Below are 21806 nucleotides of genomic sequence, written 5' to 3' on the forward strand. Positions count from 1 at the left end.
CGGGGTCACACCGGCCACGCATCACGCGCGCTCCAGCACGGCCATCTCGCGCACGACCACGAGCAGCACCGCGAGGCTCGCGCCGCCCGACGCGCGCAGGTCGGCGAGCAGGTGCTCGTAGCGCTGCAGCGCCGCTTCGCGCCGCTCGCGCCACGCGTGGACGATCGTCTCCGGTGCCGTCGAATCGGCCGATTCCGCGAGTGCGCTGGTCGCGAGCGTGCGCTTGAGCCGAGCGACTTCCGCGAGGGCGGCCGCGCGCGCCAGCATGTCCCAGTGCGTCGGCGTGGGCAGCGAGGCCGCACGCTCGCCGATCCACCCGTAGTTCAGCAGCGTGCCGAGCGAGAAGTACACGCCCGCGACGAGTTCGAGGCTGCGGTCGCAGGTCGCCGCCACTTCGGCGATGTCGAGCAGCGCGGCCGAGATGTCGCCGCTTGCGACGCGCGCGGCGAGTGCGCCGTCGACGCCGGCGTCGACCAGCACACGCTGCCGCTCGGACAGCGCGTCGAGGTCGCTCGCCGGCAGCAGCGACGGCAGTTGCGGCGCGATGCGCTGCACCGCGTCGCGGCAGCGCGCGATCAATCCGGCGACGCCGCCGTCGGCCACCGCGCCCGACTGCAGGTGCCGCAGGAACCACAGCGCCGCGCGCTCCAGCAGCCCTGCGACGTCGACGAACATGCGTGCCTGCACGTCGTCGGCGACGCGGTTGTCGAGCGCGTCGATGTCGCGCCACACCGCATCGAGATCGAACACGTCGCGCGCCATGATGCAGGCGCGCACGATGTCGCCCGGCTTCGCGTCGGTTTCCTCCATCAGCCGGTGCACGAACGCGCAGCCGACCCGGTTGACGAGCGCGTTGGTCAGGTGCGTCGCGAGGATCTCGCGGCGCAGCGGATGGCGCTGCATCGGTTCGTTGAAGCGCTGTTGCAGCGGCTTCGGGAAATAGTCGACCAGCAGCGCGGCGACGAGCGGATCCTCCGGCACGTCGGTGTCGAGCAGCGCGTCGTACAGCCACATCTTGCTGTACGCGAGCAGCACCGCGCGCTCCGGCGACGTGAGGCCCTGTTTCGCGGCTTGCCGTTCGGCGATCTCGTCGTCGGTCGGCAGGAACTCGATCACGCGGTTCAGGCGGCCCGCGCGTTCGAGCCAGCGCATCAGGCGCGCCTCGGCGTCGAGCAGCTCGACGCCGTAGCGGCCGGCGATCGACAGCGCCTGCGTCTGGTAGTAGTTGTCGCGCAGCACGAGCAGCCCGACTTCGTCGGTCATTTCCGCGAGCAGCGCGTTGCGCTGTTTCTCGGTCATCTCGCCGTCGGTGACGACGAGCCCGAGCAGGATCTTGATGTTGACTTCGTGATCCGAACAATCGACGCCGGCCGAGTTGTCGATCGCGTCGGTATTGATGCGCCCGCCACGCTGCGCGAACTCGATGCGGCCGAACTGCGTGCAGCCGAGGTTGCCGCCTTCGCCGACCACTTTGCAGCGCAGGTCCGCACCGTTCACGCGCACCGCGTCGTTCGCGCGATCGCCGACCTGCTGGTGGGTTTCGTGCGCGGCCTTCACGTAGGTGCCGATGCCGCCGTTGTACAGCAGGTCGACCGGCGCCTGCAGGATCGCGCGGATCAGCTCGGTCGGCGGCAGCGCGTGCGCGTCGATGCCGAGCGCGGCCTGCACGGCCGGCGACAACGGAATCGTCTTCGCGGTGCGCGGATAGACGCCGCCGCCCGCCGAGATCACGGTCGTGTCGTAGTCGGCCCAGCTCGAGCGCTCGAGCGCGAACATCCGCTGGCGCTCCGCGAAGCTCGTCGCCGGGTCGGGATTCGGGTCGAGGAACACGTGCCGGTGATCGAACGCCGCGACGAGCCGGATATGCGGCGACAGCAGCATCCCGTTGCCGAACACGTCGCCCGACATGTCGCCGACGCCCACCACGGTGAAGTCGGTCGTCTGCGTATCGACGCCCATCTCGCGGAAGTGCCGCTTCACCGACTCCCACGCGCCGCGCGCGGTGATCGCCATTTTCTTGTGGTCGTAGCCGACCGAGCCGCCGGACGCGAACGCGTCGTCGAGCCAGAAGCCGTATTCGTGCGAGATCGCATTCGCGTAGTCGGAGAAGGTGGCCGTGCCCTTGTCGGCCGCGACGACGAGGTACGGATCGTCGGGGTCGTGCCGCACCACGTCGGGCGGCGGCACGATCGCGTTGCCGGCGAGGTTGTCGGTCAGGTCGAGCAGCCCGCGCAGGAAGGTCTGGTAGCACGCGATGCCTTCGCGCATCCACGCTTCGCGATCGGTCTGCGGCGGCGGGTTCTTCACGACGAAGCCGCCTTTCGAGCCGACCGGCACGATCACGACGTTCTTCACCATCTGCGCCTTCATCAGCCCGAGCACCTCCGTGCGGAAATCCTCGCGACGGTCGGACCAGCGCAGCCCGCCGCGTGCGACGCGCCCGCCGCGCAGGTGCACGCCCTCGACGCGCGGCGAATACACCCAGATCTCGAACATCGGCTTCGGTTCGGGCAAGCCGGGCACCTTCGCCGGATTGAACTTGAACGACAGGTACGGTTTCGATTCGCCGTTCGCGTCCTGCAGGAAATAGTTGGTGCGCTCGGTCGCGTTGATCACGCCGAGGAACTGGCGCAGGATCCGGTCCTCGTCGAGATTCGGCACCTGGTCGAGCGCCGTCTCGATCGCCTTCAGCAGGCGTTCGGCCTGCACGTCGCGCGTGCCGCCCGTACCGCCCGTGGCCGGGTCGAAGCGCAGCAGGAACAGCTCGACGAGCTGTCGCGCGATCGCCGGGTTGCCGGTCAGCGCGCGCTCGATGTATGCGTCGCTGAACGTCGAGCCGACCTGCCGCAGGTATTTCGCGTAGGCGCGCAGGATCGTGACCTCGCGCGCGCTCAGATGCGCGCGCAACACGAGGCGGTTGAAGTCGTCGTTCTCGATCCGGCCGCTCCAGATCCGGTCGAACGCGTCCTCGAACAGGCCCTTCACGCGCTCGATGTCGAACTCGGTATCGTCGGCGAGCTCGAGGCCGAAGTCGTGCACCCACGCATGTGCGGCATCCTGCGTCTGGATCCGGTACGGCCGCTCCTCGTCGACGCGCACGCCGAGATGCTCGAGCATCGGCAGGCTGCGCGACAGCGCGATCGGATCGCCCGCGCGATAGACCTTGAAGCGGAACGCGCGCGGCCCGGCCTCGATCGGGCGGTACAGGTTCATCGCGAGCTGGCCCGATTCCTTCACGCGCTCGATCAGCTCGATGTCGCGCACGGCCGTGCGCGCCGGATAGTCGTCGCGATAGCCGGCCGGGAACGAGTCCGCATAGCGTTGCAGCAGGCGGTTGCCTTGCTCTTCGCCGAACGCGTCGAGCAGCGCGTCGGCGAGATCGTCCTGCCAGCGGCGCGTGACCTGCACGAGCCGCGTCTCGAGCTCGCGCGTGTCGACGTCGGGCATCGTGCCCGGTTCCGCGTGGACGACGAAATGAATTCGCGCGATCGCCGATTCCGACAGCAGCGGCGTGAATTCGACGTTCACGCCGTTGTACGCGTCGACGAGCAGCTTCGCGATGCGGCGGCGCAGGTCGGTGTTGTACTTGTCGCGCGGCACGAACGCGAGACACGACACGAAGCGGTCGAAGCGGTCGCGCCGCACGAACAGGCGCGTGCGCTGGTGTTCCTGCAGGCGCAGGATGCCGAGCGCGATGTCGTAGAGCTGGTCTTCGTCGGCCTGGAACAGTTCGTCGCGCGGATAGGTTTCGAGCACCGTCACGAGCGACTTGCCGAGATGCCCCTTCGGCAGGAAGCCCGCGCGCCGCACGATGTTCGCGCACTTGCGGCGCACGATCGGGATCTCCGCGCTCGACACCATGTACGCGGTCGACGTGTAGAGCCCGATGAAGCGGCGCTCGCCGCTCACCTTGCCGTCGGCGCCGACCAGTTTCACGCCGACGTAGTCGAGATAGCCGGGCCGGTGCACGGTCGCGCGCGAGTTCGCCTTGGTCAGGAAGATCGGCCAGGGGCCGGTGATGATCTCGGCCGCGGCCGGCGGCAGCGGCGTCACGTCCGGCGCGCCGGGCGGCCGCAGCGATTCGCGCAGCAGGCCGGCGCCCGAGCCTTCGACGCCGCGCAGCCCGAAGCCGGTGCCGTCCGATACCAGCGAATAGTCGCGCTGGCCGAGGAACGTGAAGTGATCGGCGGCCATCCATTCGAGGAACGCGCGCGCCTCGATGTCTTCCGCGGTCGATTCGCGGGCTTTCATGTCCTTGATCGTCGCGCGTGCGATGTCGACGATCTTCGGCCAGTCCTCGACCGACGCGCGCACGTCGCCGAGCACGCGCGCGATGTCGTCGCGCAGTGTGTCGAGCAGCGCGGCGTCGCCGCAGCGGTCGACCTCGAAGTGGATGAACGACGCGAGTTGCGACTGGTTGTCGCCGGGCGTCGCGCCACCGGCTTCGACGCGCTCGATGCTGCCGTCGCGGCCGCGCCAGATGCGGAACACCGGGTGCAGCGCGGAGTGCAGCGCGAGCCCGAGGCGGTTGACGGCCATCGTCACCGAGTCGACGAGAAACGGCATGTCGTCGTTGACGATCTCGATCACCGTGTGGTCCGAGTGCCAGCCGTGCTGTTCGAGGATCGGGTTGTACACGCGCAGCCGCTCGCTGCCGGGCACGAATTTCTGGGCGGTCTGCCAGTGCGCCATCGCGGCGCCGTAGAGATCGGCGATGCTGCGATTCTGCAGATCGTCGGCGTCGACGAAATCGTAGTAATGACGCAGGAACGGTTCGACGATCCGGAACGTGGCTTCGGGCAGGCGCCCGCGCGCGAATTCGACGACATCGGAGAGCAGGTGTGCGACGACTTCCTCGTTCTTCGCTTCCATGGCGGTCTCCTGATCGGGTGGCCATTGGCTGCTGCGTGTGTTCGGCATTATGCGCCGATTGATGCGCCGGTTGCGTGACGGCGCGATGTGCGGGCGCACAACGGGCGCAGCGGGAAGCGGAGCCCGCGCAACGCGTGGTCCTGGCGTCGCGCGGGCGGGTCAGGCGAGGTCCGGCGGCTTCAGGTCGGGGTGACGCGCGTACAGCGGGTTCATGAAGTCGACCCGCATCGTGGTCAGGACTTGCGACACGAATTCGCGATAGGCGATGAACGCGTGGCGCGGGCAGGCCTCGTCGACCTGCCGAAGCGACTGATCCAGTTGCGTACCCATCGACAGGATCATGTCGTTCAGCGTGCCGGCGATACGTTGGTCCTCGATCATGCGGTCGCCGTCGAGCGACGCGTCGCGCGTCGCGTGGGTTCGGGTGTCACCGTCGTTCGAGCGCGTACCGCCCGGCAGGTCCGGCAGTTGCCGAAGACGCGGGTATCAGCGCTCGTCGCTCCACAGCTTGCCGGCCGTCGCCCAGTTTTCCTTCTTCACGTCGGCGAGGATGATGTCGACCGAGCCCGGGTCGCAGCCGAGCGTCTCGCACGTGACGCGCGTGATGGCTTCGACGAAGGCGCGCTTCTGCTCGACCGTGCGGCCTTCGAACAACTGGATATTGAAAGTCGGCATGACTGGATGCTCCGGTGGTTGGGGTGGGGAAGTTCGTCGGGACGCCGGCGGCGTCAGTCGCGATACGACGGATCGATCCGGTCGAGACGGCGCAGCAGCGCCGGCCATTCCAGTTCGCCTTCGATCGCGCCGCCGTCGCGCAACTGCTCGGCGGTGCGGTCGGCGACGGCCGGGTCGGGCAACACGAGCGGCCCGCCGCCCGCCTGCGCGCGCACCTGGATGTCGCACGCCTTGATCAGCGTATCCATCAGCACATAGGCCTCGGCGACGGTCCGGCCGGCCGTCAGCGTGCCGTGGTTGCGCAGCAGCATCGCGGATTTCGCGCCGAGACTGGCGGTCAGTCGCGCGCCTTCGGCCGGCGAGAACGCGAGCGCCTCGTAGTCGTGATACGCGAGATCGCCGTGAAACCGCAGCGCATGCTGCGATGCGGGCAGCAGTCCATCGCGCTGGATCGATACGGCGATGCCGGCCGTATTGTGCAGATGCATCACGCAGACGGCGTCCGGCCGCGCGGCATGCACGGCCGCATGCAGCGCGAAACCGGTCACGTTGACCGCGTGTTCGCTGTCGCCGATCCGGTTGCCGGCCAGGTCGATCTTCACGAGATTCGACGCGCGCACCTCGTCGAACGTGAGGCCGAACGGGTTGATCAGGAAATGGCCGGGTTCGCCCGGCACCGTCGCGGACAGGTGCGTGTAGATCAGGTCGTCCCAGCCGTTCAGCGCGACGAGGCGGTACGCGGCGGCGAGATCGACGCGCAACCGGCGCTCGGCGTCCGAGATCGGGCCGCCGGGCTTCACGGTGTCAGGACGGTGTGCGAATGACGACATCGGGTTCTCCGAGGGTAAGGCGGCGCGCGACGGTCACGGTGATCCACGACGCGAGCGCGAACGGCGCCGTGAGCGCGATGATGCCCGCATGCGTCGCGAGCCACTGGATCAGCGCGGCCAGCGCGGCGGCCGCGAGCGCCGCGCGTGTGCCGCGCGACATCAGCGCGAGCGCGGCGAGCGCGCCGTTGAAACCGAGCAGGCCGTCGGCGAATACCGTGCCGTTCGCGCCGAGCGCAACCAGCAGCACGGTCGAGACGATTGCGCCGCCGAGCGCGATTGCGGCCGCGCGGCGGGATGCGGCCGCGATGCCGGCGACGATCAGCGCGCCGGCCCATGCGCCTTGCGCGAAGGTGGTTTGCGCGACACCCGACAGCAGCGCGGCGGCGACCGACGAAAGCGTGAGCGCCGCGCCGGTCGCTGCGCCACTCGCATGCTGCGCCGCGACAAACGGCAGCCACAGCGCGGTGGCGGCGAGGCACGGGCTCGAATACGGACACTGGCGCCATTTCGCGAGCGGGGTGCGCATCGCGCGCTGCACCAGCGCGGCACCGATCGCGGTGAGCGGCACCAGCACGAGCGCCGCCAGCGGCGCGGGCGCGAACAGGACGGCCACCAGCGCGGCGAGCGCGCCGTTGAAGCCGTGCAGCCCTTGTTCGACGTCGTGGCGTTCCGCGCCGGTCAGCACCGCGGTCAGGTTGGCGGCCGCCGCGCCGACCAGCGCCGCGCACGCGAGCCGCAGGTCGGTCAGCGCGAGTGCGGCGACCAGCATCGCCCCGGTGAACGCGTTCGCCTGCAGCACGATCTGTCCGATGCTGCGCAGCAGGATGCGCAGGTCGATCGACGGCGAAGCGGGGCGGGCGGTAGGCATGGCGGCAGCAGAACAGGACGAGCCGCGAGCATAGGACACAATTCCATGCACCGGAATAGGGAATTCTGGATAGTCGGGATTTGGGGTGGGTGCCCTGAATTGGGGCGCAGGAAGGCGGTCAACGTGTATTCGGAACACGTGTGTTAACGTTTTCGCCGAATTTGCGCGGCTTGGTAGCGAATTTGGATCGTTGCTATTGTTTTCGTGCGCCGGCTAACACGTTAGCGTTTTCGTGTAGGATCGAGGAATTATTAGTGTTTTCATACTCTCGGTAGGGGATTTGTGCATGCAAGTCGGTTTCAAGGCGCTGGCTGCTCGCTACGGCATTACGCTGGCGCAACCGCTGCGTGTCGATTCGATCGTCGGCAGCAGACGTGCGAGCCGGGAAACCGAGGATCAGGTAGAAAACCGGTATCCGCCCAGCTACCGGCCCACCGACGACTTCGCGGGGCATTTTGAGTTCGGACTGAAGTATGAAGAGCTTCACTTCGAGTTTTTTGCCCGTCTGTTTGCCGTCGTTGGACCGGAACCCATCGAAAGTTGGTGCCGAAACGCCCGGTTCGGCCAATACGCTCGGCGCACGGGCTTCTTGTATGAATGGCTGACAGGCCAGCGTCTGGACGTGCCGGATGTGACGAATGGCGGCTATGTCGATGCGATCTCTTCAACTGAATACCTTACCCGCACAGAGCCACTGCGAAATCGCCGTTGGCGGCTGCACGACAACTTGCCGGGCACGCCTGCGTTTTGCCCGCTGGTTCGCCGAACCGCGGCGGTGCAGGAAGCCCTGCAGTTTGATTTGAGCGCGGCATTAAGCGAGCTGGACCGCGTCTTCGGGCCAGACATCTTGATGCGGACGGCCAGTTGGCTGACATTCAAGGAGTCGCGTGCAAGCTTTCTCATCGAGAAAGAGGTGGACCAGGCGGACCGCATCCAGCGATTTGCGCACGTCATCGCGCAGTACTGCGGCCGTATCGACGCGCCACTAAGCGCCGCAAGCCTGCATACGCTGCAAGCCGGCATTCTGGGCCACGATGCGTTTGGCTTGGGGGTGCGGCGTTCACCCGTCTTCGTGGGGCAGGCTACGATGCGCGAAAACATCGTGCATTACATTGCCCCGGCGTTCGAGGACGTGACGCCGATGCTGGCGGGGCTCGGCGAATTCGAGGCGGCAACGCGAGGTGCAGAGCCGCTGGCACGCGCCGCGACGTTGGCGTTCGGCTTCGTTTATATCCATCCCATGCGTGACGGCAATGGCCGGATTCATCGCTTCTTGATCAATGACTCGCTGGTGCGGGACAAGGCGGTGCCGGATGGCGTGATATTGCCGATCTCGGCAACCATCACGAGTTCGACGGAGTTTCGTGCCGGTTACGATCGCACGCTCGAGGTGTTTTCTCGCTGTGTCATGCGGCGCTACGCAACGTCCTATCGGTTCGGAGAACTCGTGACCTATGACGACGGAACGCGCAGCAACTTCGATTTCGACAGCTACGAAGATGCGCGTTTCGTCTGGCGCTATCCAGATCTGACGGCTCACGTCCTGTACACCGCGCGAGTCGTCGAGCACACGATTCGCACGGAGATGGCCGAAGAAGCCAGAATGCTGGTTATCTTTCAGCGTGCCCAGGAGCGACTCAAGGAGGTCGTGGAGATGCCGAACCTGGATGCAGACCGGGTCATTCGCTCCGTCAGGGAAAACGGCTGGCAAATCTCTCGCAAGCTCAAACAGCAGTATCCGCAGCTCGAGGATGAACACAGAGCGGCGCGAGTCGTGGAAGCTATCCGATCAGCGTTTGAGGGGCCGGATATCGAACACGAGTGATGCGCGCCGGACTCGTCGCTCGTGATCGACTACGAAACGCTGTTCAAGCGCCTGCCGGCGGTGCGCTGAACCGCCGCGCTCGTTCCCGTTCCGGCTGCCGCTGCAGTGACGGCCGTTCTCTCATGCATCGCCGCAAACCGGTCGATCCGCGCCGCGATCAACGCCGGATCGCGCATCACGATCCAGTGCGAACCGTCGATTTCCTCGCGCACGTGCTCGCCGAGCCAGCGGTCGAGACCGACCGACATCTCCGGCGTCACGTAGCGGTCGCGCACCGGCACGAGGATCTGCACGGGCGCCTGTGCATACCGTTCGCGCGGCTTGCGCGCCCGCGCAAGAAAATTCGCGCGATAAAGCTGCAACCCGTTCAACGCGTTCTTCAACTGAGCAGGATCGCGCTCGGGCCGCACGCGCTCGGTCAGCTGCAGCCAGCGCGGCCACAGCGCGGCGCCGCCGAGCCGCCACACCAGCGACGGCACGACCGGCAGGTGAAAGAACGCGATGTACCACGACTTCAGGCTTTGCTTGAGCCGCAGCTTCGCGCGGAACACGTGGTCGAGGCACGGGCCCGAGATCGACGTATACGACGCGATCCGGCCGCGGAATGCCGGATCGGTCACGGCCTCCCAGCACTGGATCGACCCCCAGTCGTGACCGACCAGATGAAACGGCCGGTTGCCGCAGGTCGCGTCGGCGACGGCCTTCAGGTCCTCCGCGAGCCGCTCGAGTGCATAGTCCGCGCGGCGGCGCGGCGCATCGGATGCACCGGCGCCGCGCACGTCGTAAGCGATCACGCGATAGCGCTTCGCGAGCCGCGCGCGCACCGGCGCCCACACGGCCGCCGAATCGGGATAGCCATGCATGAGGATCAGCGGCGGTGCGCGCCGCGGGCCGCTGACATGGACGGCGAGTTTCACGTCGCCGGAATGGACGGTCAGCATCTCGTGTGCGCGTGCCATGACGTCATGCCTGGGGAACCGGATGCAGCGGCACGCGGCGCGGGGCCGCCTGCGCCGCATAGCGCGCGTTGGTCGCGTCGATGTTCGCGAGCAGCGTGTCGAGCCCCTGCAGATACTGATGGTTGTCGTGGTCCCACGGATGGAAGCCCGGCCGGAAATAGTCGAGCCATTCGCGCGCGATGCTCGGGAACACGCCGGTCCTCGGGCTGTACAGGTATTTCACGAGACGCCACATGCCGCCGAACCCGCCATGCTTGCGACGATGCGACAGCATCAGCCGCACGTGGAAGTCGAACACGATCGTCCAGAACATCATGGTGGTCAGCAGCATCGTGCCGGTGCGCAGCAGGTAGCTGCCGACACCCGGCTTCATCACGGCGTTCCATACGTCGTACGACACCGCCTTGTGCTCGGTTTCCTCCATCGCGTGCCACATCCACATCTGCTGATAGCCTTCGACCGACCCGTCGATCCGGTGCTCGTGGCCCGACAGCAGCTGGTTCGCGAGGATCGCCGTGTAGTGCTCGAGCGCGATCGTGATCGCGAGCTGCATCGAATGCGGCAGCACCTTCTTGAAGAAGCCGAGGATCGTCCACAGCCGCTTGTCGAGCTTGTGCGCGGGCAGGCCGGACGATTGCAGCAGGTCGTTGTACTCGATGTGCTCGCGGGTGTGCATCGCTTCCTGGCCGATGAAGCCGAGCACCTGCTTCTTCAGCTCCGGATCCTCGATGCGGTCGCGATAGTGGCGCACCGAATCCATGAAGAAGCGCTCGCCGGCCGGGAACAGCAGCGACAGCGCGTTCATGAAGTGCGTGACCGGCACGCCCTGCACGTGCCAGTCCTTCGCGTGTTCGGGCGGCAGCGCGAACCGGATGTCGCGCCGCACGGGCATCATGTTCGGGGTCGTCATGATTGTTCTCCCTGATTGCCTGCATTGTTGTAGGTAGCGTGCAGCGGTGCGGGCGTCGGCGCGCCGCGCGCGGCCCGGCGGGCCTTCGCGGCCTCGCGGCGCGTCGCGAGCACGACGAGCGCCTGGTACGCGGCCGGCAGCACGCGCGCCATCCAGTCCGCGGCCTTCGCGTCGCGGCCGATCAGCACGCGGCGCTTGTTCTTGCGCACACCGGCGAGAATCGTCCGCGCGGCATCGTCGGCGGTCGTGATGAAGAATTTCTCGAAGCTGTCCTTGCCTTGCTGCTCGCTCTCGACGATGAAGCCGACCATGTTCTTCGCGACGCGGCTCGACTGCGCGATGTTGGTGCGGATGCCGCCCGGGTGCACGCACGTGGCCGACACGCCGCACTTCATCATGTCGAGCTCCTGGCGCAGCGATTCGGTGAAGCCGCGCACCGCGAACTTGGTCGCGTTGTAGCCGCTCATCCCCGGCTGCGCGAAGATCCCGAAGATGCTCGACGTGTTGATCACGTGGCCTTCGCCTGCTGCCTTCAGGTGCGGCAGGAACGCCTTCGTGCCATGCACGACGCCCCAGAAGTTGATGTTCACGATCCATTCGAGATCGCTGTATTCCATCCCTTCGATCGTGCTCGACAGCGCGACACCCGCGTTGTTGAAGATCAGGTTGACCTTGCCGTGCTCCTTCGCGGTGTCGTCGGCCCACGCGAACATTGCGTCGCGGTCGCCGACGTCGAGCGTGCGCGTCGACACGCGCACGTTCGGCGCGATCGCGCGGACGATCCGCTCGGTTTCCGCGAGGCCGACACCGTTCTTGTCGGCGAGCGACACGTGACAGCCGGCCTGCGCGAGCTGGATCGCGAGCGCGCGGCCCATGCCCGAGCCTGCGCCGGTGATCGCGGCGACCTTGTTGGCGAAATCTCTCATGTCGTTGGCTCCTTGTCTGGCTCAGGCCGCTTCGGCGGAACGGGGCGTGGACGCGGCGGGCGCGGCGGCGGGCCGCGCGCTCGTGTCGTAGTGCGGCGCGCGATACGCGTGGTAATCGGCGATCGAGAAGTGCGCGGTCGCCTGGCGGAAGCGCCAGGTGAAGCCCGGCCACAGCGTCGTGTTCTTGCCGGTGCGCGGATCGAGGTACCAGCTCTTGCAGCCGCCCGTCGACCAGATCGCCTTCTTGAGCTTGCCCTGCAGGTCGTTGTTGAACTGCGCCTCGACGAGCGGCCGCACCTCGATCGCATCCGCATGTTCGCGATGCATCGCCTGCAGCGCGCCGAGGATGTATTCGATCTGCGACTCGATCATGAACACCATCGAGTTGTGGCCGAGGCCCGTGTTCGGGCCGACGATCATGAAGAAGTTCGGGTAGCCGGGCAGCGTCGTGCCGAGATACGCGTGTGCGCCGTCGCGCCACGCGTCGACGATGTCGAGCCCGCCGCGGCCGATGATCGCGCCGCGCGGATACGGGTCGGCGACCTGGAAGCCCGTGCCGTAGATCAGGCAGTCGACTTCATGACGCTTGCCGTCGGTCGTCACGACCGCATCGGCCTCGATGTGGTCGATGCCGGTCGTGATCACGTCGACGTTCTTGCGCGACAGCGCCGGGTAGTAGTCGTTCGAGATCAGCACGCGCTTGCAGCCGAGCGTGTAGTCCGGCGTGACGGTCTTGCGCAGTTCCGGATCGGGAATCTGCTTGCGGATGTGGCGCAGCGCGAGCTTCTGCACGTTCTTCATCAGCGACGGATGGATCGCGAAGCCGAGCACGCGCGATTCGAGCATCCAGTAGATGCCGCTGCGCACCGCCTTCTGCGTGAACGGCAGCGTGCGGAACAGCCATTTCTCGAAGCCGGTCAGGTTGCGGTCGGGCTTCGGCATGATCCACGGCGGCGTGCGTTGGAACAGCGCGAGCGCCTTCACGCGCGGCGCGATCCGCGGCACGAACTGGATCGCGCTCGCGCCGGTGCCGATCACCGCGACGCGCTTGCCTTCGAGCGCGTAGTCGTGATCCCACTGCTGCGAATGGAACGCGCGGCCCTGGAAGTTCTCGACGCCGGGAATCGCCGGCAGCGCGGCACGCGACAGCCCGCCCATTCCCGACACCAGCACGCGCGCCGACAGCCGCTTGCCGTTCGCGAACGTGAGGCGCCAGCGTTGCGCGGCTTCGTCGTATTCGGCGCGCTGCAGCGCGTGGTTCAGGCGCAGGTGCGGACCGACGCCGAAGCGCTGCACGCAGTCTTCCAGATACGCGCGGATTTCCGGCTGCGGCGCGAACATGCGCGTCCAGCGCGGGTTCGGCGCGAACGAGAACGAATAGACGTGCGATTGCACGTCGCACGCACACCCGGGGTAATGATTGTCGCGCCACGTGCCGCCGACCGACGCGGCCTTCTCGAGGACGACGAAGTCGGTGACGCCTGTCTGCCGCAGGCGAATGGCCATCCCGAGACCGGCGAAGCCGGTGCCGATGATGGCGATGTCGGTGGTTTCGTCCAGGCCGTCGTGGCCGGGCGGGCCGAAAGGCAACGTGCGAGCATTCATCCGGGTGTCTCCGATTTGGCTCATTTTAGAATGTTACATTGTTTGATGTAACGATAGTGGGTGAGCCTGGAAACCGCAAGAGGCTAGAAGCGGCGCTCTAAGGGCCGGAAGCCGTGCGGGAAAAGGCTGAGCGGGGTTTGGAACGGGGCGGTTTCCGCATGGCGGGATGCGCGGAAACGGCCGTCGGCCGGGCGCGAGAGGAAGGCGATCAGGCCGCCGACGCGTGGCGGCCTGTTTGAAACACCATCAGGGGCGGATCGAGCGGGCGGCCGTCTCATGGAAAACCCCGGCCACGATCGTGACCTGCGCGAGCGCGTAGAGGCCCCAGATCAGGTAGTCGACGCCGGGAAAGCCGCCGAGAAAGCGCCCGACGCCGATCAGCGTGTCGGAGCCGACGAAGATCAGGCTGCCGATCGCGACCAGCGGGCCGCGCGTGCGGGCCGCGAGCGCGAAGCTCGCCATCGCGCACAGCACGAGCATGTACACGGCGACCGGCACGCGCAATGCGCCCAGGTGTGGCAGGAACGCCGCGTAGAACGCCGGCGCGGCGATCCATAGCGCGATCAGCGCGGCGATGCGCCAGCCGTGCGGCCGCGCGCGCCAGCGCGTGAAGATCGCGCAGTAGAACAGATGCGTGAGCAGGAACGCGCCAAGGCCGAGCACGAACGACGGCGGCCAGTCGGGCAGCGCGAGCAGCACGTCGCCGAGCACGGCCGTGGCGAGCGCCGCGCACAGCCACGCGCGTTCGCGCGGTGCCGCGCAGGTGCTGCCGGCCGCGAGCAGCAGGAGGCCCATCGCGGCTTTCGCGGCGGCCTGGCCGCGATAGGGCGCGGCGGCGAGCGACAGTCCGTACAGCAGCGCCGCGGCGACGGCGAGCGGCCAGAGCCGGCGATAGGTGGCGGGAAGCGTGGCGAGCAAGGCGGGTGTCTCCGGCTTGTTGTTGTCTGCGCTGGACGGCGCGCCGTCGGGGGCGCGGCTGCAGGTCATTATCCGGAAGAACGGGGGCGGGAAAACCGGCGAATCCTTCTAGGAATCGTGGGCCGGCGATCGGTCATGCGCCGGTGCGGCGGGATCAAAAAAACAGCCGGCGGGCATCGTGTGCCGCCGGCTGTTGCGTGCTCGCCGAGCGTGCGCGTGTGCGTGTATGCGTGCGCGTTCGTCGGTGCGTCGCTTGGCTTGGCGTCGCTGGGCGCAGGGCCGCCGCGAACCCGCTGCCGCGGCGGCTTATTTGCCTTCGCCGTCTTTCGGCGCTTTCGTACCCGCCTGGCGCGCCGCTTCGTCGCTGAGCTTCTTGTCGAGGATCGTCGCGACGCGTCCGCCGAGATAGGCGCTCGCCGCGTTCTCGAGCGCGCGGTTCGTCTCGCCTTCGACGAACACGGCCGCGAGCGGGCGCAGCCGCCAGATCGCATCGACGAGCGCGGGCACGTCGTTGACCGGCGGCAGCGAGCCTTCGTCGTAGCGGTCGAGCCGCTTCACGACGAGATCGACGAGCAGCCGCGCGATCGCGTCGAAGTGCGGCCGCGCGAGGCTGATCACGTCGAGCAGTTCGCGCGGGGGAATGCCTTCCTTCGTCATCGCGGCCGCCGCTTCGAGCAGCGCGGGGCTTTTCGCGACGAACGACAGCCCGCGCCGTTCGAGCAGGCCGAGTTCGGTCACGCGCGACAGTTGCGACGCCGTCTGCGGGCCGAACATCTGCGCGAGCGCCGCCAGCGAATAGGTTTTCGGCAGTTCGTGCGACCAGCGGCCGCCGATCGCGTTTTCCAGGCCGAGGATCGAGCGCAGGTCATGACCCTCGTCGATCGCCATGATCAGGTCCTGGATGTTCGACAGCGTGTAGCCGCGCGCGAGCAGGTGGTTGATCAGCTTCAGGCGAGCGACGTGCGTGTCGTCATAGATGCCGACGCGCCCGCGCTTCTCGGGCGGCGCGAGCAGCCCGCGATCCTGGTATGCACGCACGTTGCGCACGGTCGTGTCGGACACGCGCGCGAGTTCGTCGACCGTGTACTCGTTGCGGGAATCCGCGGCAGCCTCGTCGGGCATGGTGGGAGTCTGTTTTGACATGCGGCCATTCTAGCGCGACGCGCCAGCCTCGGGCGACGCGGGGAGCGTGCGTGCGCCGTCGCCGAGCGCGCGCTGCATCAGCACGGTATCGATCCAGCGGCCGTGCTTGAAACCGACCGCCTTCAACACGCCCGCCGGCTCGAAACCGAACGCGCTGTGCAGCGACGTCGAGCCGCCGGTGCCGCCGTCGGCGATCACCGCGATCATCTGCCGCCACGGGCCGGCCTCGCACCGCGCGATCAGTGCCGCGAGCAGCGCGCGGCCGATGCCGCGGCCGCGCTGCGTGTCGTCGATGTAGATCGAATCCTCGATCGTGTGGCGGTACGCGCTGCGCGTGCGATACGGCGTTGCATACGCGTAACCGGCCACGTGGCCGTCGTATTCCGCGACGAGATAGGGCAGCCCGTTGCGCAGCACCGCGTCGCGGCGCGCGCGCAGTTCGTCGACGCCGGGCGGCGACTCTTCGAATGAGGCGACGCTGTGGCGCACGTGGTGCGCGTAGATCGCGTGAATGGCGTCGAGATCGGCATCGGTTGCGTCGCGGACGACGCAGGCGGGCGTGGCGGGCATGGCGGCGGAGTGGACGGGCGAAATCGCTACTATGCCGGCCTTCGTGAGGCGCGGTAAAGGTGTTGGCAGCGGCCGCGGTCGCTGCCGCGTCGTGCGCCGGACCGAGGCCTGCGCGACAGGCTTACAGGTGCCCGTCCGCGTCGCGAACCGCGTCGGCGATCGCATCCGCGACACGCTGCACACGCGGCGAGCGCCGCACGTCCGGGTGGACGACGAGCCAGATCTCGCGCTCGACATCGCAACGGGGCACGGACGTCAGTTCGACGAGCCCGGTCGCGGCCGGCGACGACGGATCGACCGGCGCCGGCGCGTCCGAGCCCGCATGCGTGGCCGGATCGTCGACGAGAAAGCGCGGCAGCAACGCAATTCCCGCTCCGGCGACACACGCCCGGTGCAGCGCGGCCAGATCGTTCGCGACGAACGCGAAGCGGCGGCCGGCCGCGAAGCGTTCGAGCCACTGCTGCTGCGGCATTTGCGCGAGCGCGTCGTCGTAGCCGAGAAACGCCCACGTATCGGGCGGCGCGGCAACCCAGTCGGGCGACGCGCACAGCGCGAAGCGCATCGTGCCGAGCCGGCGCGCGGCCAGCCCCGGCTCGCCCGGCCGCGACAGGCGCACCGCGAGATCGGCTTCGCGTGCGTACAGGTTGGCCGCGTGCATCTCGCCCATCAGGTCGATCCGCAGCGCCGGCCACGCGCGCTGCGCGCGGGCGAGCCGCGGTGCGAGAAAGTGGCTCGCGAACACCGGCGACGCCGACACGCGCACGACGCCGTCGAGCGCCGCCGCCCCTTGCGCGGCACGCGCGAACGCATGCACGTCGGCTTCGACGCGGCCGGCATGGTCGGCGAGATGCAGCCCTTCGTCGGTCGGCGGCCAGCCGCGCGGCAGCCGGTCGAACAGCCGGATGCCGAGCGCGGCTTCCAGCGCGTCGATGCGCCGGGCGACCGTCGAATGCTGGACCTGCAGCGTGCGCGCGGCGGCCGACAGGCTGCCGCCGCGCATCACCGCGAGGAAATAGCGGAGGTCGTCCCAGCTCAACGGCGATGCGGGCGCGGGTGTCGGATCGGTCGAATTTTGCACAGTAGATGGGCGCATAACGGGAATTCCGCTTGATTATGCACGATGGGATGATCGTGTCACTTAATTCGATTGCGAGGAACGTCATGACCCAAACTGCCACCGCCATCCGGATCGGGCTCGACCACTACGGCGACGCCGGCGTGCTGCGCCGTGTCGATGCGCGTGTCGTGCCGCCCGGCGCGGGCGAGGTGCGGATTCGCCAGACCGCCGTCGGCGTGAATTTCGTCGACATCTATTTCAGGACCGGCGCGCATCCATTGCCGGCGCTGCCGGACGCGCTCGGCGTCGAGGCGGCCGGCGTGGTCGACGCGGTCGGGCCCGGCGTGACGTCGCTCGTCCCCGGCCAGCGCGTCGCGTATGCGGGACTGCCGACCGGAAGCTACGCGAGCCTGCGCACGCTGTCGGCCGAGCGTGTCGTGCCCATGCCCGACGGCGTGAGCGACGAGACGGCCGCCGCCGGGCTGCTGAAAGGCATCACCGTCTACATGCTGCTGCACCGCGTGCGGCAGGTCGGTGCCGGCGACACCGTGCTCGTGCACGCGGCGGCCGGCGGTGTCGGGCTGCTGGCGACGCAGTGGGCGCGCGCGCTCGGCGCGCGGGTGATCGGCACCGTCGGTTCGGCCGAGAAAGCCGCGCTGGCACGCGCGCATGGCGCGGAGGTGGTGGTCGACTATCGCGAGGAGGACTTTGTCGCGGCGGCACGTGCGTTCGGCGGCGGCGCGGGCGTCGACTATGCGATCGACGGGATCGGCGGCGATGTGCTGACCCGCACGCTCGGCGCGGTCCGGCCGTTCGGGATGGTCGCGAGCATCGGGCAGGTCGCCGCGCTCGGCGCGCGGCAGTCGATCGATCTCGACGAACTGGGCCCGGCACGCTCGATCGCGCTGGCGCGGCCGAGCGTGCTCGGCTTCATCGCGCGTGACGTGGCGGGGTACGCGGAAGCGGCGCGCGCGACGCTCGACCGGTTCGCGAACGGGATGCACGTGGAGATCGGCGCGCGGCTGCCGCTCGAACAGGCGGCCGACGCGCATCGGCTGCTCGAGTCGCGGCAGACGATGGGCGGGGTGGTGCTGGTGCCGTGACGGCGGCCCGCGCGACGACCGCAAGCGGTGAGGGGCGCGGCGCGGCGTCGATCCGCGGGCGGCGCTGCTACGCTGCCGCCGCCCGCGGATCGGTAACCTTGGCGATCAGTGATGCTTGCGCAGCGGCACGCTCTCGACGAACCACGCGAGCACGAACGCGATCGCGATCACGCCCGCCGCCGACAGATACACGACATGCAGCGATCCGGCGAACGCATGCAGGTACGCATCGCGCACCGCATCCGGCAACTGGTGCACGGCGGCCGGGCCGAGCGCGGGCGGCAGCTCCGTGCCGGCCGGCAGCGCCTGCGTGATCCGCGACTGCAGCCCGTGCGAGAACAGCGCGCCGAATGCGGCCACGCCGAGCGAGCCGCCGATCGAGCGGAACAGCGTCGCGCCCGACGTCGCGACCCCCATGTGCCGGAATTCGACCGTGTTCTGCACGGCGAGCGTCAGCACCGGCATCACCATCCCGAGCCCGATCCCGAGCAGTGCCATGTACGCGTACATCGTATGCAGCGGCGTATCGAGCGACAGCGTCGACAGCAGCGCCATCGCGATGCCGCCGATCGCGGTCCCCGCGATCGGAAACGGCCGATACGTGCCGAGCCGCGAGATCAGCCGGCCGCTCGCGACCGACATCGCGAGCATTCCGCCCATCATCGGCAGCAGCTGCATCCCGGCTTGCGACGGCGTCGAGCCTTTCACGACCTGCAGATAGAGCGGAATGAACGTGACCGAACCGAACAGCGCAATTCCGACGACGAAGCCGATCAGGCTCATCAGCACGAAGGTGCGCTGGCGGAACAGGCCGAGCGGCATGATCGGCTCGGCCGCGAGCCGTTCCTCGTAGAGGAAGCCGCCGATCGCGACCAGGCCGAGCACGAGCGTCATCCACAGCTGCGGCGACGACCATGGCAGCAGCGAACCGCCTTCGCTGGTAAACAGGATCACGCAGGTGAGGGCCGTCGCGAGGAACGCGGCGCCCATGTAGTCGATCCGGTGCTTCACCTGCGCGGTGTGCGGCCGGAACGCGATGCCGATCACCGCGAGCGCGAGCAGGCCGAGCGGCAGGTTGATCGTGAAGATCCAGCGCCACGACAGATGCTCGACCAGGAAGCCGCCGAGCAGCGGCCCGACGATCGTCGCGAGGCCGTACACGCCGCCGAACATCCCTTGATAGCGCGCGCGGCGGTCGGGCGGCACCAGGTCGCCGATCGCCGCCATCGTGACGACCATCAACCCGCCGCCCCCGAGCCCTTGCAGCGCCCGCAGCACGATCAGCTGGGTCATGTCCTGCGCGACGCCGCACAGGGCCGAGCCGGCGAGAAACAGCACGATCGCGGCCTGCAGCACGATCTTGCGGCCATACAGGTCGCCGAGCTTGCCGTACAGCGGCAGCACGACCGTCGACGACAGCAGGTACGCCGTGACGACCCACGACAGCTGGTCGAGGCCGCCGAGCTCGCCGACGATGGTCGGCAGCGCGGTCGACACGATCGTCTGGTCGAGCGCGGACAGCAGCATGACGAGCAGCAGCGCGGCGACGATCAACCCGGTGGGCGCGTCGCCGCGGGCCGCTTCGGCGGCCGGCGGGGCAAGGACGGTATCGGTTCTCATCGAAATATCTGCCATGGCAGGGAATTGACGGAAATATAGAGGCATTTGATTGCCTGGTCAATTTCTGCCGCGCCTTGAATTGTTGCAGCGGTAACAGGAGATTGCCGGCCGGGAAATTGACCGCGATCAGCCCGAAAGCGGGGCGGACTCAAGTTTCTTGCAGGCAAACCGTAATAAGGAGGGCCGCGGATCGATTGCCGCGGCACTTTTCATCGCTCACGTGCCGTCATGAACCTGAACGCCCTGTTTTCCCGTTTCTCGATCCGTACGCGGATTTTTTCCACGCTCGCTCTGGTCGCCGTGCTGCTCGTCGTGTCGGGCCTGATCGGCCTTGCCGGCATGCACAGCTCGAATCGCGCGCTCGACGAGGCTTATACGCGCCAGCTGGCCGCGAAGACCGCGCTGTCCGCCGCCAGCCTGAACCTGACGATCGTGCGCACGACGCTCGACCGTGCATTGCTGCATCCGGACGCGCCGGAGGTGCCCGATCTCGTCACGAAGGCCGAAAACTATCTCGCGAAGGGCGACGCCGCGTGGCGCACCTACGCGGCGATGCCGCACGACGGCGACGAAGGTCCGCTCGCGATCCGGCTCGATGGCGCGCGTCAGGCGCTGATCGGGCAGGCGCTGAAGCCGCTGATCGATGCGATCCGCGCGGGACGCCGCGACGACGCCGACCGGCTGCTGATGACGGTCGCGCCGCCGCTGTCGGTCGCGCTCACCCAGGCGAGCGATGCGCTCGATGCGTACCAGGCCGCGCGCGGCAAGGACGTCTACGACACCGCGCAGACTTACTACGGCTGGGTGCGCGCGGGTGCGATCGCCGGTATCGCGTTCGGTCTCGCCGCGTGTCTCGGCTGCGCGGTCGGCCTGCATTTCGCGATCACGCAGCCGGTGAACCGGCTGCTGTCGCATTTCCGCCGCCTGTCGGACGGCGACCTGACGTCGGAAGTGCGCTGGTCGTCGCGCGACGAGATGGCCGAGCTGGTCAACGGCGTGACGGGCATGCAGCGCAGCCTTGCCGATACGGTGCGCCAGGTCAGCCGGGGCTCCGAAGCGATCTCGAGCGCGACGCACCAGATCGCGGCGGGCAATACCGACCTGTCGCAGCGCACCGAGGAGCAGGCGTCCGCGCTGCAGGAGACGGCCGCGAGCATGGAACAGCTGACGGCGACCGTGAAGCAGAACGCCGACCACGCGGTCGAGGCGCAGGCGTGCGCGGACACCGCGAGCGAGATCGCGACACGCGGCGCGGCGGTCGTCGGCGAAGTGATCGGCACGATGAACGAGATCGACCAGAGTTCGCAGAAGGTGGCCGACATCATCGGCACGATCGAGGGCATCGCGTTCCAGACCAACATCCTCGCGCTGAACGCGGCGGTCGAAGCCGCGCGCGCGGGCGAGCAGGGCCGCGGCTTCGCGGTGGTCGCGGGCGAGGTGCGCACGCTCGCGCAGCGTTCGGCGTCGGCCGCGAAGGAAATCCGCACGCTGATCGGCGAGTCGGTCGAGTGCGTCGCGACGGGGTCGCGACTGGTCGGCGTGGCCGGGACGACGATGCAGGACATCCAGCAGGCGATCGGCCGCGTGACGGGCATCATGACCGAGATCGCGGCCGCGTCGAACGAGCAGCGCGACGGGATCGAGCAGGTGACCCGCGCGGTGTCGCAGATGGATCAGGTCTCGCAGCAGAACGCGGCGCTGGTCGAGCAGGCGGCGGCGGCCGCCGCGTCGCTCGAGGAGCAGGCTGATGGGCTGCGGCGGGCGGTGGGGGCGTTTCGGGTGGCTTGATCGATGGCGGGGTGGGCGGCGCAAGTGGGCGGCATCGTGGCTGCTCAGGCGTGCCGCCCGCGACGTGCTTCACGGGGGAGGTGGTTACGTCGTTCCGATGATTCGGTCGGGAAGATGCCATCGTCCGTTGAGCTTCC

17 protein-coding genes are annotated in these 21806 nt (G+C 68.2%); 3 read left to right on the forward strand and 14 right to left on the reverse strand.

Translation table 11 applies throughout. The features are described 5' to 3' along the window. Positions 1–21: 21 nt before the first annotated feature. The 5 genes from ACTJKF_RS10735 to ACTJKF_RS10755 form a co-directional block, all read right to left on the reverse strand. The gene (locus tag ACTJKF_RS10735) at positions 22–4872 is read right to left on the reverse strand and encodes an NAD-glutamate dehydrogenase (RefSeq protein ID WP_440623515.1); all 4851 of its coding nucleotides are present in this window, start codon (positions 4870–4872) and stop codon (positions 22–24) included. A gap of 159 nt (positions 4873–5031) precedes the next feature. Then, positions 5032–5253: a hypothetical protein gene (locus ACTJKF_RS10740; RefSeq protein WP_440623516.1), complete on the reverse strand. Its 222-nt coding sequence runs from the start codon at positions 5251–5253 to the stop codon at positions 5032–5034. A gap of 105 nt (positions 5254–5358) precedes the next feature. Further along, positions 5359–5547, reverse strand: a complete 189-nt coding sequence (locus tag ACTJKF_RS10745; RefSeq protein ID WP_014898956.1) for a 4-oxalocrotonate tautomerase — start codon at positions 5545–5547, stop codon at positions 5359–5361. A gap of 53 nt (positions 5548–5600) precedes the next feature. Further along, a complete protein-coding gene (locus tag ACTJKF_RS10750) occupies positions 5601–6377 on the reverse strand; it encodes a class II aldolase/adducin family protein (RefSeq protein WP_440623517.1) in 777 nt (258 codons plus the stop codon). Next, positions 6352–7245, reverse strand: a complete 894-nt coding sequence (locus ACTJKF_RS10755) for an urea transporter (protein WP_440623518.1) — start codon at positions 7243–7245, stop codon at positions 6352–6354. Before ACTJKF_RS10755 ends, ACTJKF_RS10750 begins: the two co-directional genes overlap by 26 nt. A 286-nt stretch (positions 7246–7531) precedes the next feature. On the opposite strand from ACTJKF_RS10755, the gene ACTJKF_RS10760 reads away from it, so the two are divergent. Further along, positions 7532–9070, forward strand: a complete 1539-nt coding sequence (locus ACTJKF_RS10760) for a Fic family protein (RefSeq protein WP_440623519.1) — start codon at positions 7532–7534, stop codon at positions 9068–9070. A gap of 29 nt (positions 9071–9099) precedes the next feature. Here the strand turns inward: ACTJKF_RS10760 and ACTJKF_RS10765 are convergent, their stop codons facing one another. The 8 genes from ACTJKF_RS10765 to ACTJKF_RS10800 all read right to left on the reverse strand — a co-directional run bounded on the left by ACTJKF_RS10765 (position 9100) and on the right by ACTJKF_RS10800 (position 17137). Continuing rightward, on the reverse strand, positions 9100–10029 hold the full coding sequence (locus tag ACTJKF_RS10765; protein ID WP_440623520.1) for an alpha/beta fold hydrolase: 930 nt from the start codon (positions 10027–10029) through the stop codon (positions 9100–9102). 4 nt (positions 10030–10033) lie between these two features. Then, entirely contained in the window at positions 10034–10939 is a 906-nt protein-coding gene (locus ACTJKF_RS10770) for a metal-dependent hydrolase (protein WP_440623521.1), read from the reverse strand. Continuing rightward, positions 10936–11865: an SDR family NAD(P)-dependent oxidoreductase gene (locus tag ACTJKF_RS10775; RefSeq protein WP_440623522.1), complete on the reverse strand. Its 930-nt coding sequence runs from the start codon at positions 11863–11865 to the stop codon at positions 10936–10938. Before ACTJKF_RS10775 ends, ACTJKF_RS10770 begins: the two co-directional genes overlap by 4 nt. A 21-nt stretch (positions 11866–11886) precedes the next feature. Next, on the reverse strand, positions 11887–13470 hold the full coding sequence (locus ACTJKF_RS10780) for a flavin-containing monooxygenase (protein WP_440623523.1): 1584 nt from the start codon (positions 13468–13470) through the stop codon (positions 11887–11889). A 246-nt stretch (positions 13471–13716) separates the two neighbouring features. Continuing rightward, the gene (locus tag ACTJKF_RS10785) at positions 13717–14388 is read right to left on the reverse strand and encodes a lysoplasmalogenase (RefSeq protein WP_440623524.1); all 672 of its coding nucleotides are present in this window, start codon (positions 14386–14388) and stop codon (positions 13717–13719) included. Between the two features lie 306 nt (positions 14389–14694). Further along, the gene (locus ACTJKF_RS10790; protein WP_440623525.1) at positions 14695–15531 is read right to left on the reverse strand and encodes a MerR family transcriptional regulator; all 837 of its coding nucleotides are present in this window, start codon (positions 15529–15531) and stop codon (positions 14695–14697) included. A gap of 9 nt (positions 15532–15540) precedes the next feature. Further along, complete coding sequence (locus ACTJKF_RS10795; protein ID WP_440623526.1) at positions 15541–16101, reverse strand: N-acetyltransferase family protein; 561 nt, start codon at positions 16099–16101, stop codon at positions 15541–15543. Between the two features lie 121 nt (positions 16102–16222). Continuing rightward, positions 16223–17137, reverse strand: a complete 915-nt coding sequence (locus tag ACTJKF_RS10800; protein ID WP_440623609.1) for a LysR family transcriptional regulator — start codon at positions 17135–17137, stop codon at positions 16223–16225. Positions 17138–17262: 125 nt separating this feature from the next. Between ACTJKF_RS10800 and ACTJKF_RS10805 the strand changes: the two genes are divergently transcribed. Further along, positions 17263–18261, forward strand: a complete 999-nt coding sequence (locus tag ACTJKF_RS10805) for a quinone oxidoreductase family protein (RefSeq protein ID WP_440623527.1) — start codon at positions 17263–17265, stop codon at positions 18259–18261. Positions 18262–18366: 105 nt separating this feature from the next. Here ACTJKF_RS10805 and ACTJKF_RS10810 read toward each other — a convergent pair whose 3' ends face one another. After that, complete coding sequence (locus ACTJKF_RS10810; protein ID WP_440623528.1) at positions 18367–19881, reverse strand: MDR family MFS transporter; 1515 nt, start codon at positions 19879–19881, stop codon at positions 18367–18369. Between the two features lie 228 nt (positions 19882–20109). On the opposite strand from ACTJKF_RS10810, the gene ACTJKF_RS10815 reads away from it, so the two are divergent. Next, complete coding sequence (locus tag ACTJKF_RS10815; protein WP_440623529.1) at positions 20110–21669, forward strand: methyl-accepting chemotaxis protein; 1560 nt, start codon at positions 20110–20112, stop codon at positions 21667–21669. The last annotated feature ends 137 nt before the right edge of the window (positions 21670–21806 follow it).

The organism is Burkholderia sp. 22313 (assembly GCF_052045245.1).
Lineage (GTDB): Bacteria > Pseudomonadota > Gammaproteobacteria > Burkholderiales > Burkholderiaceae > Burkholderia.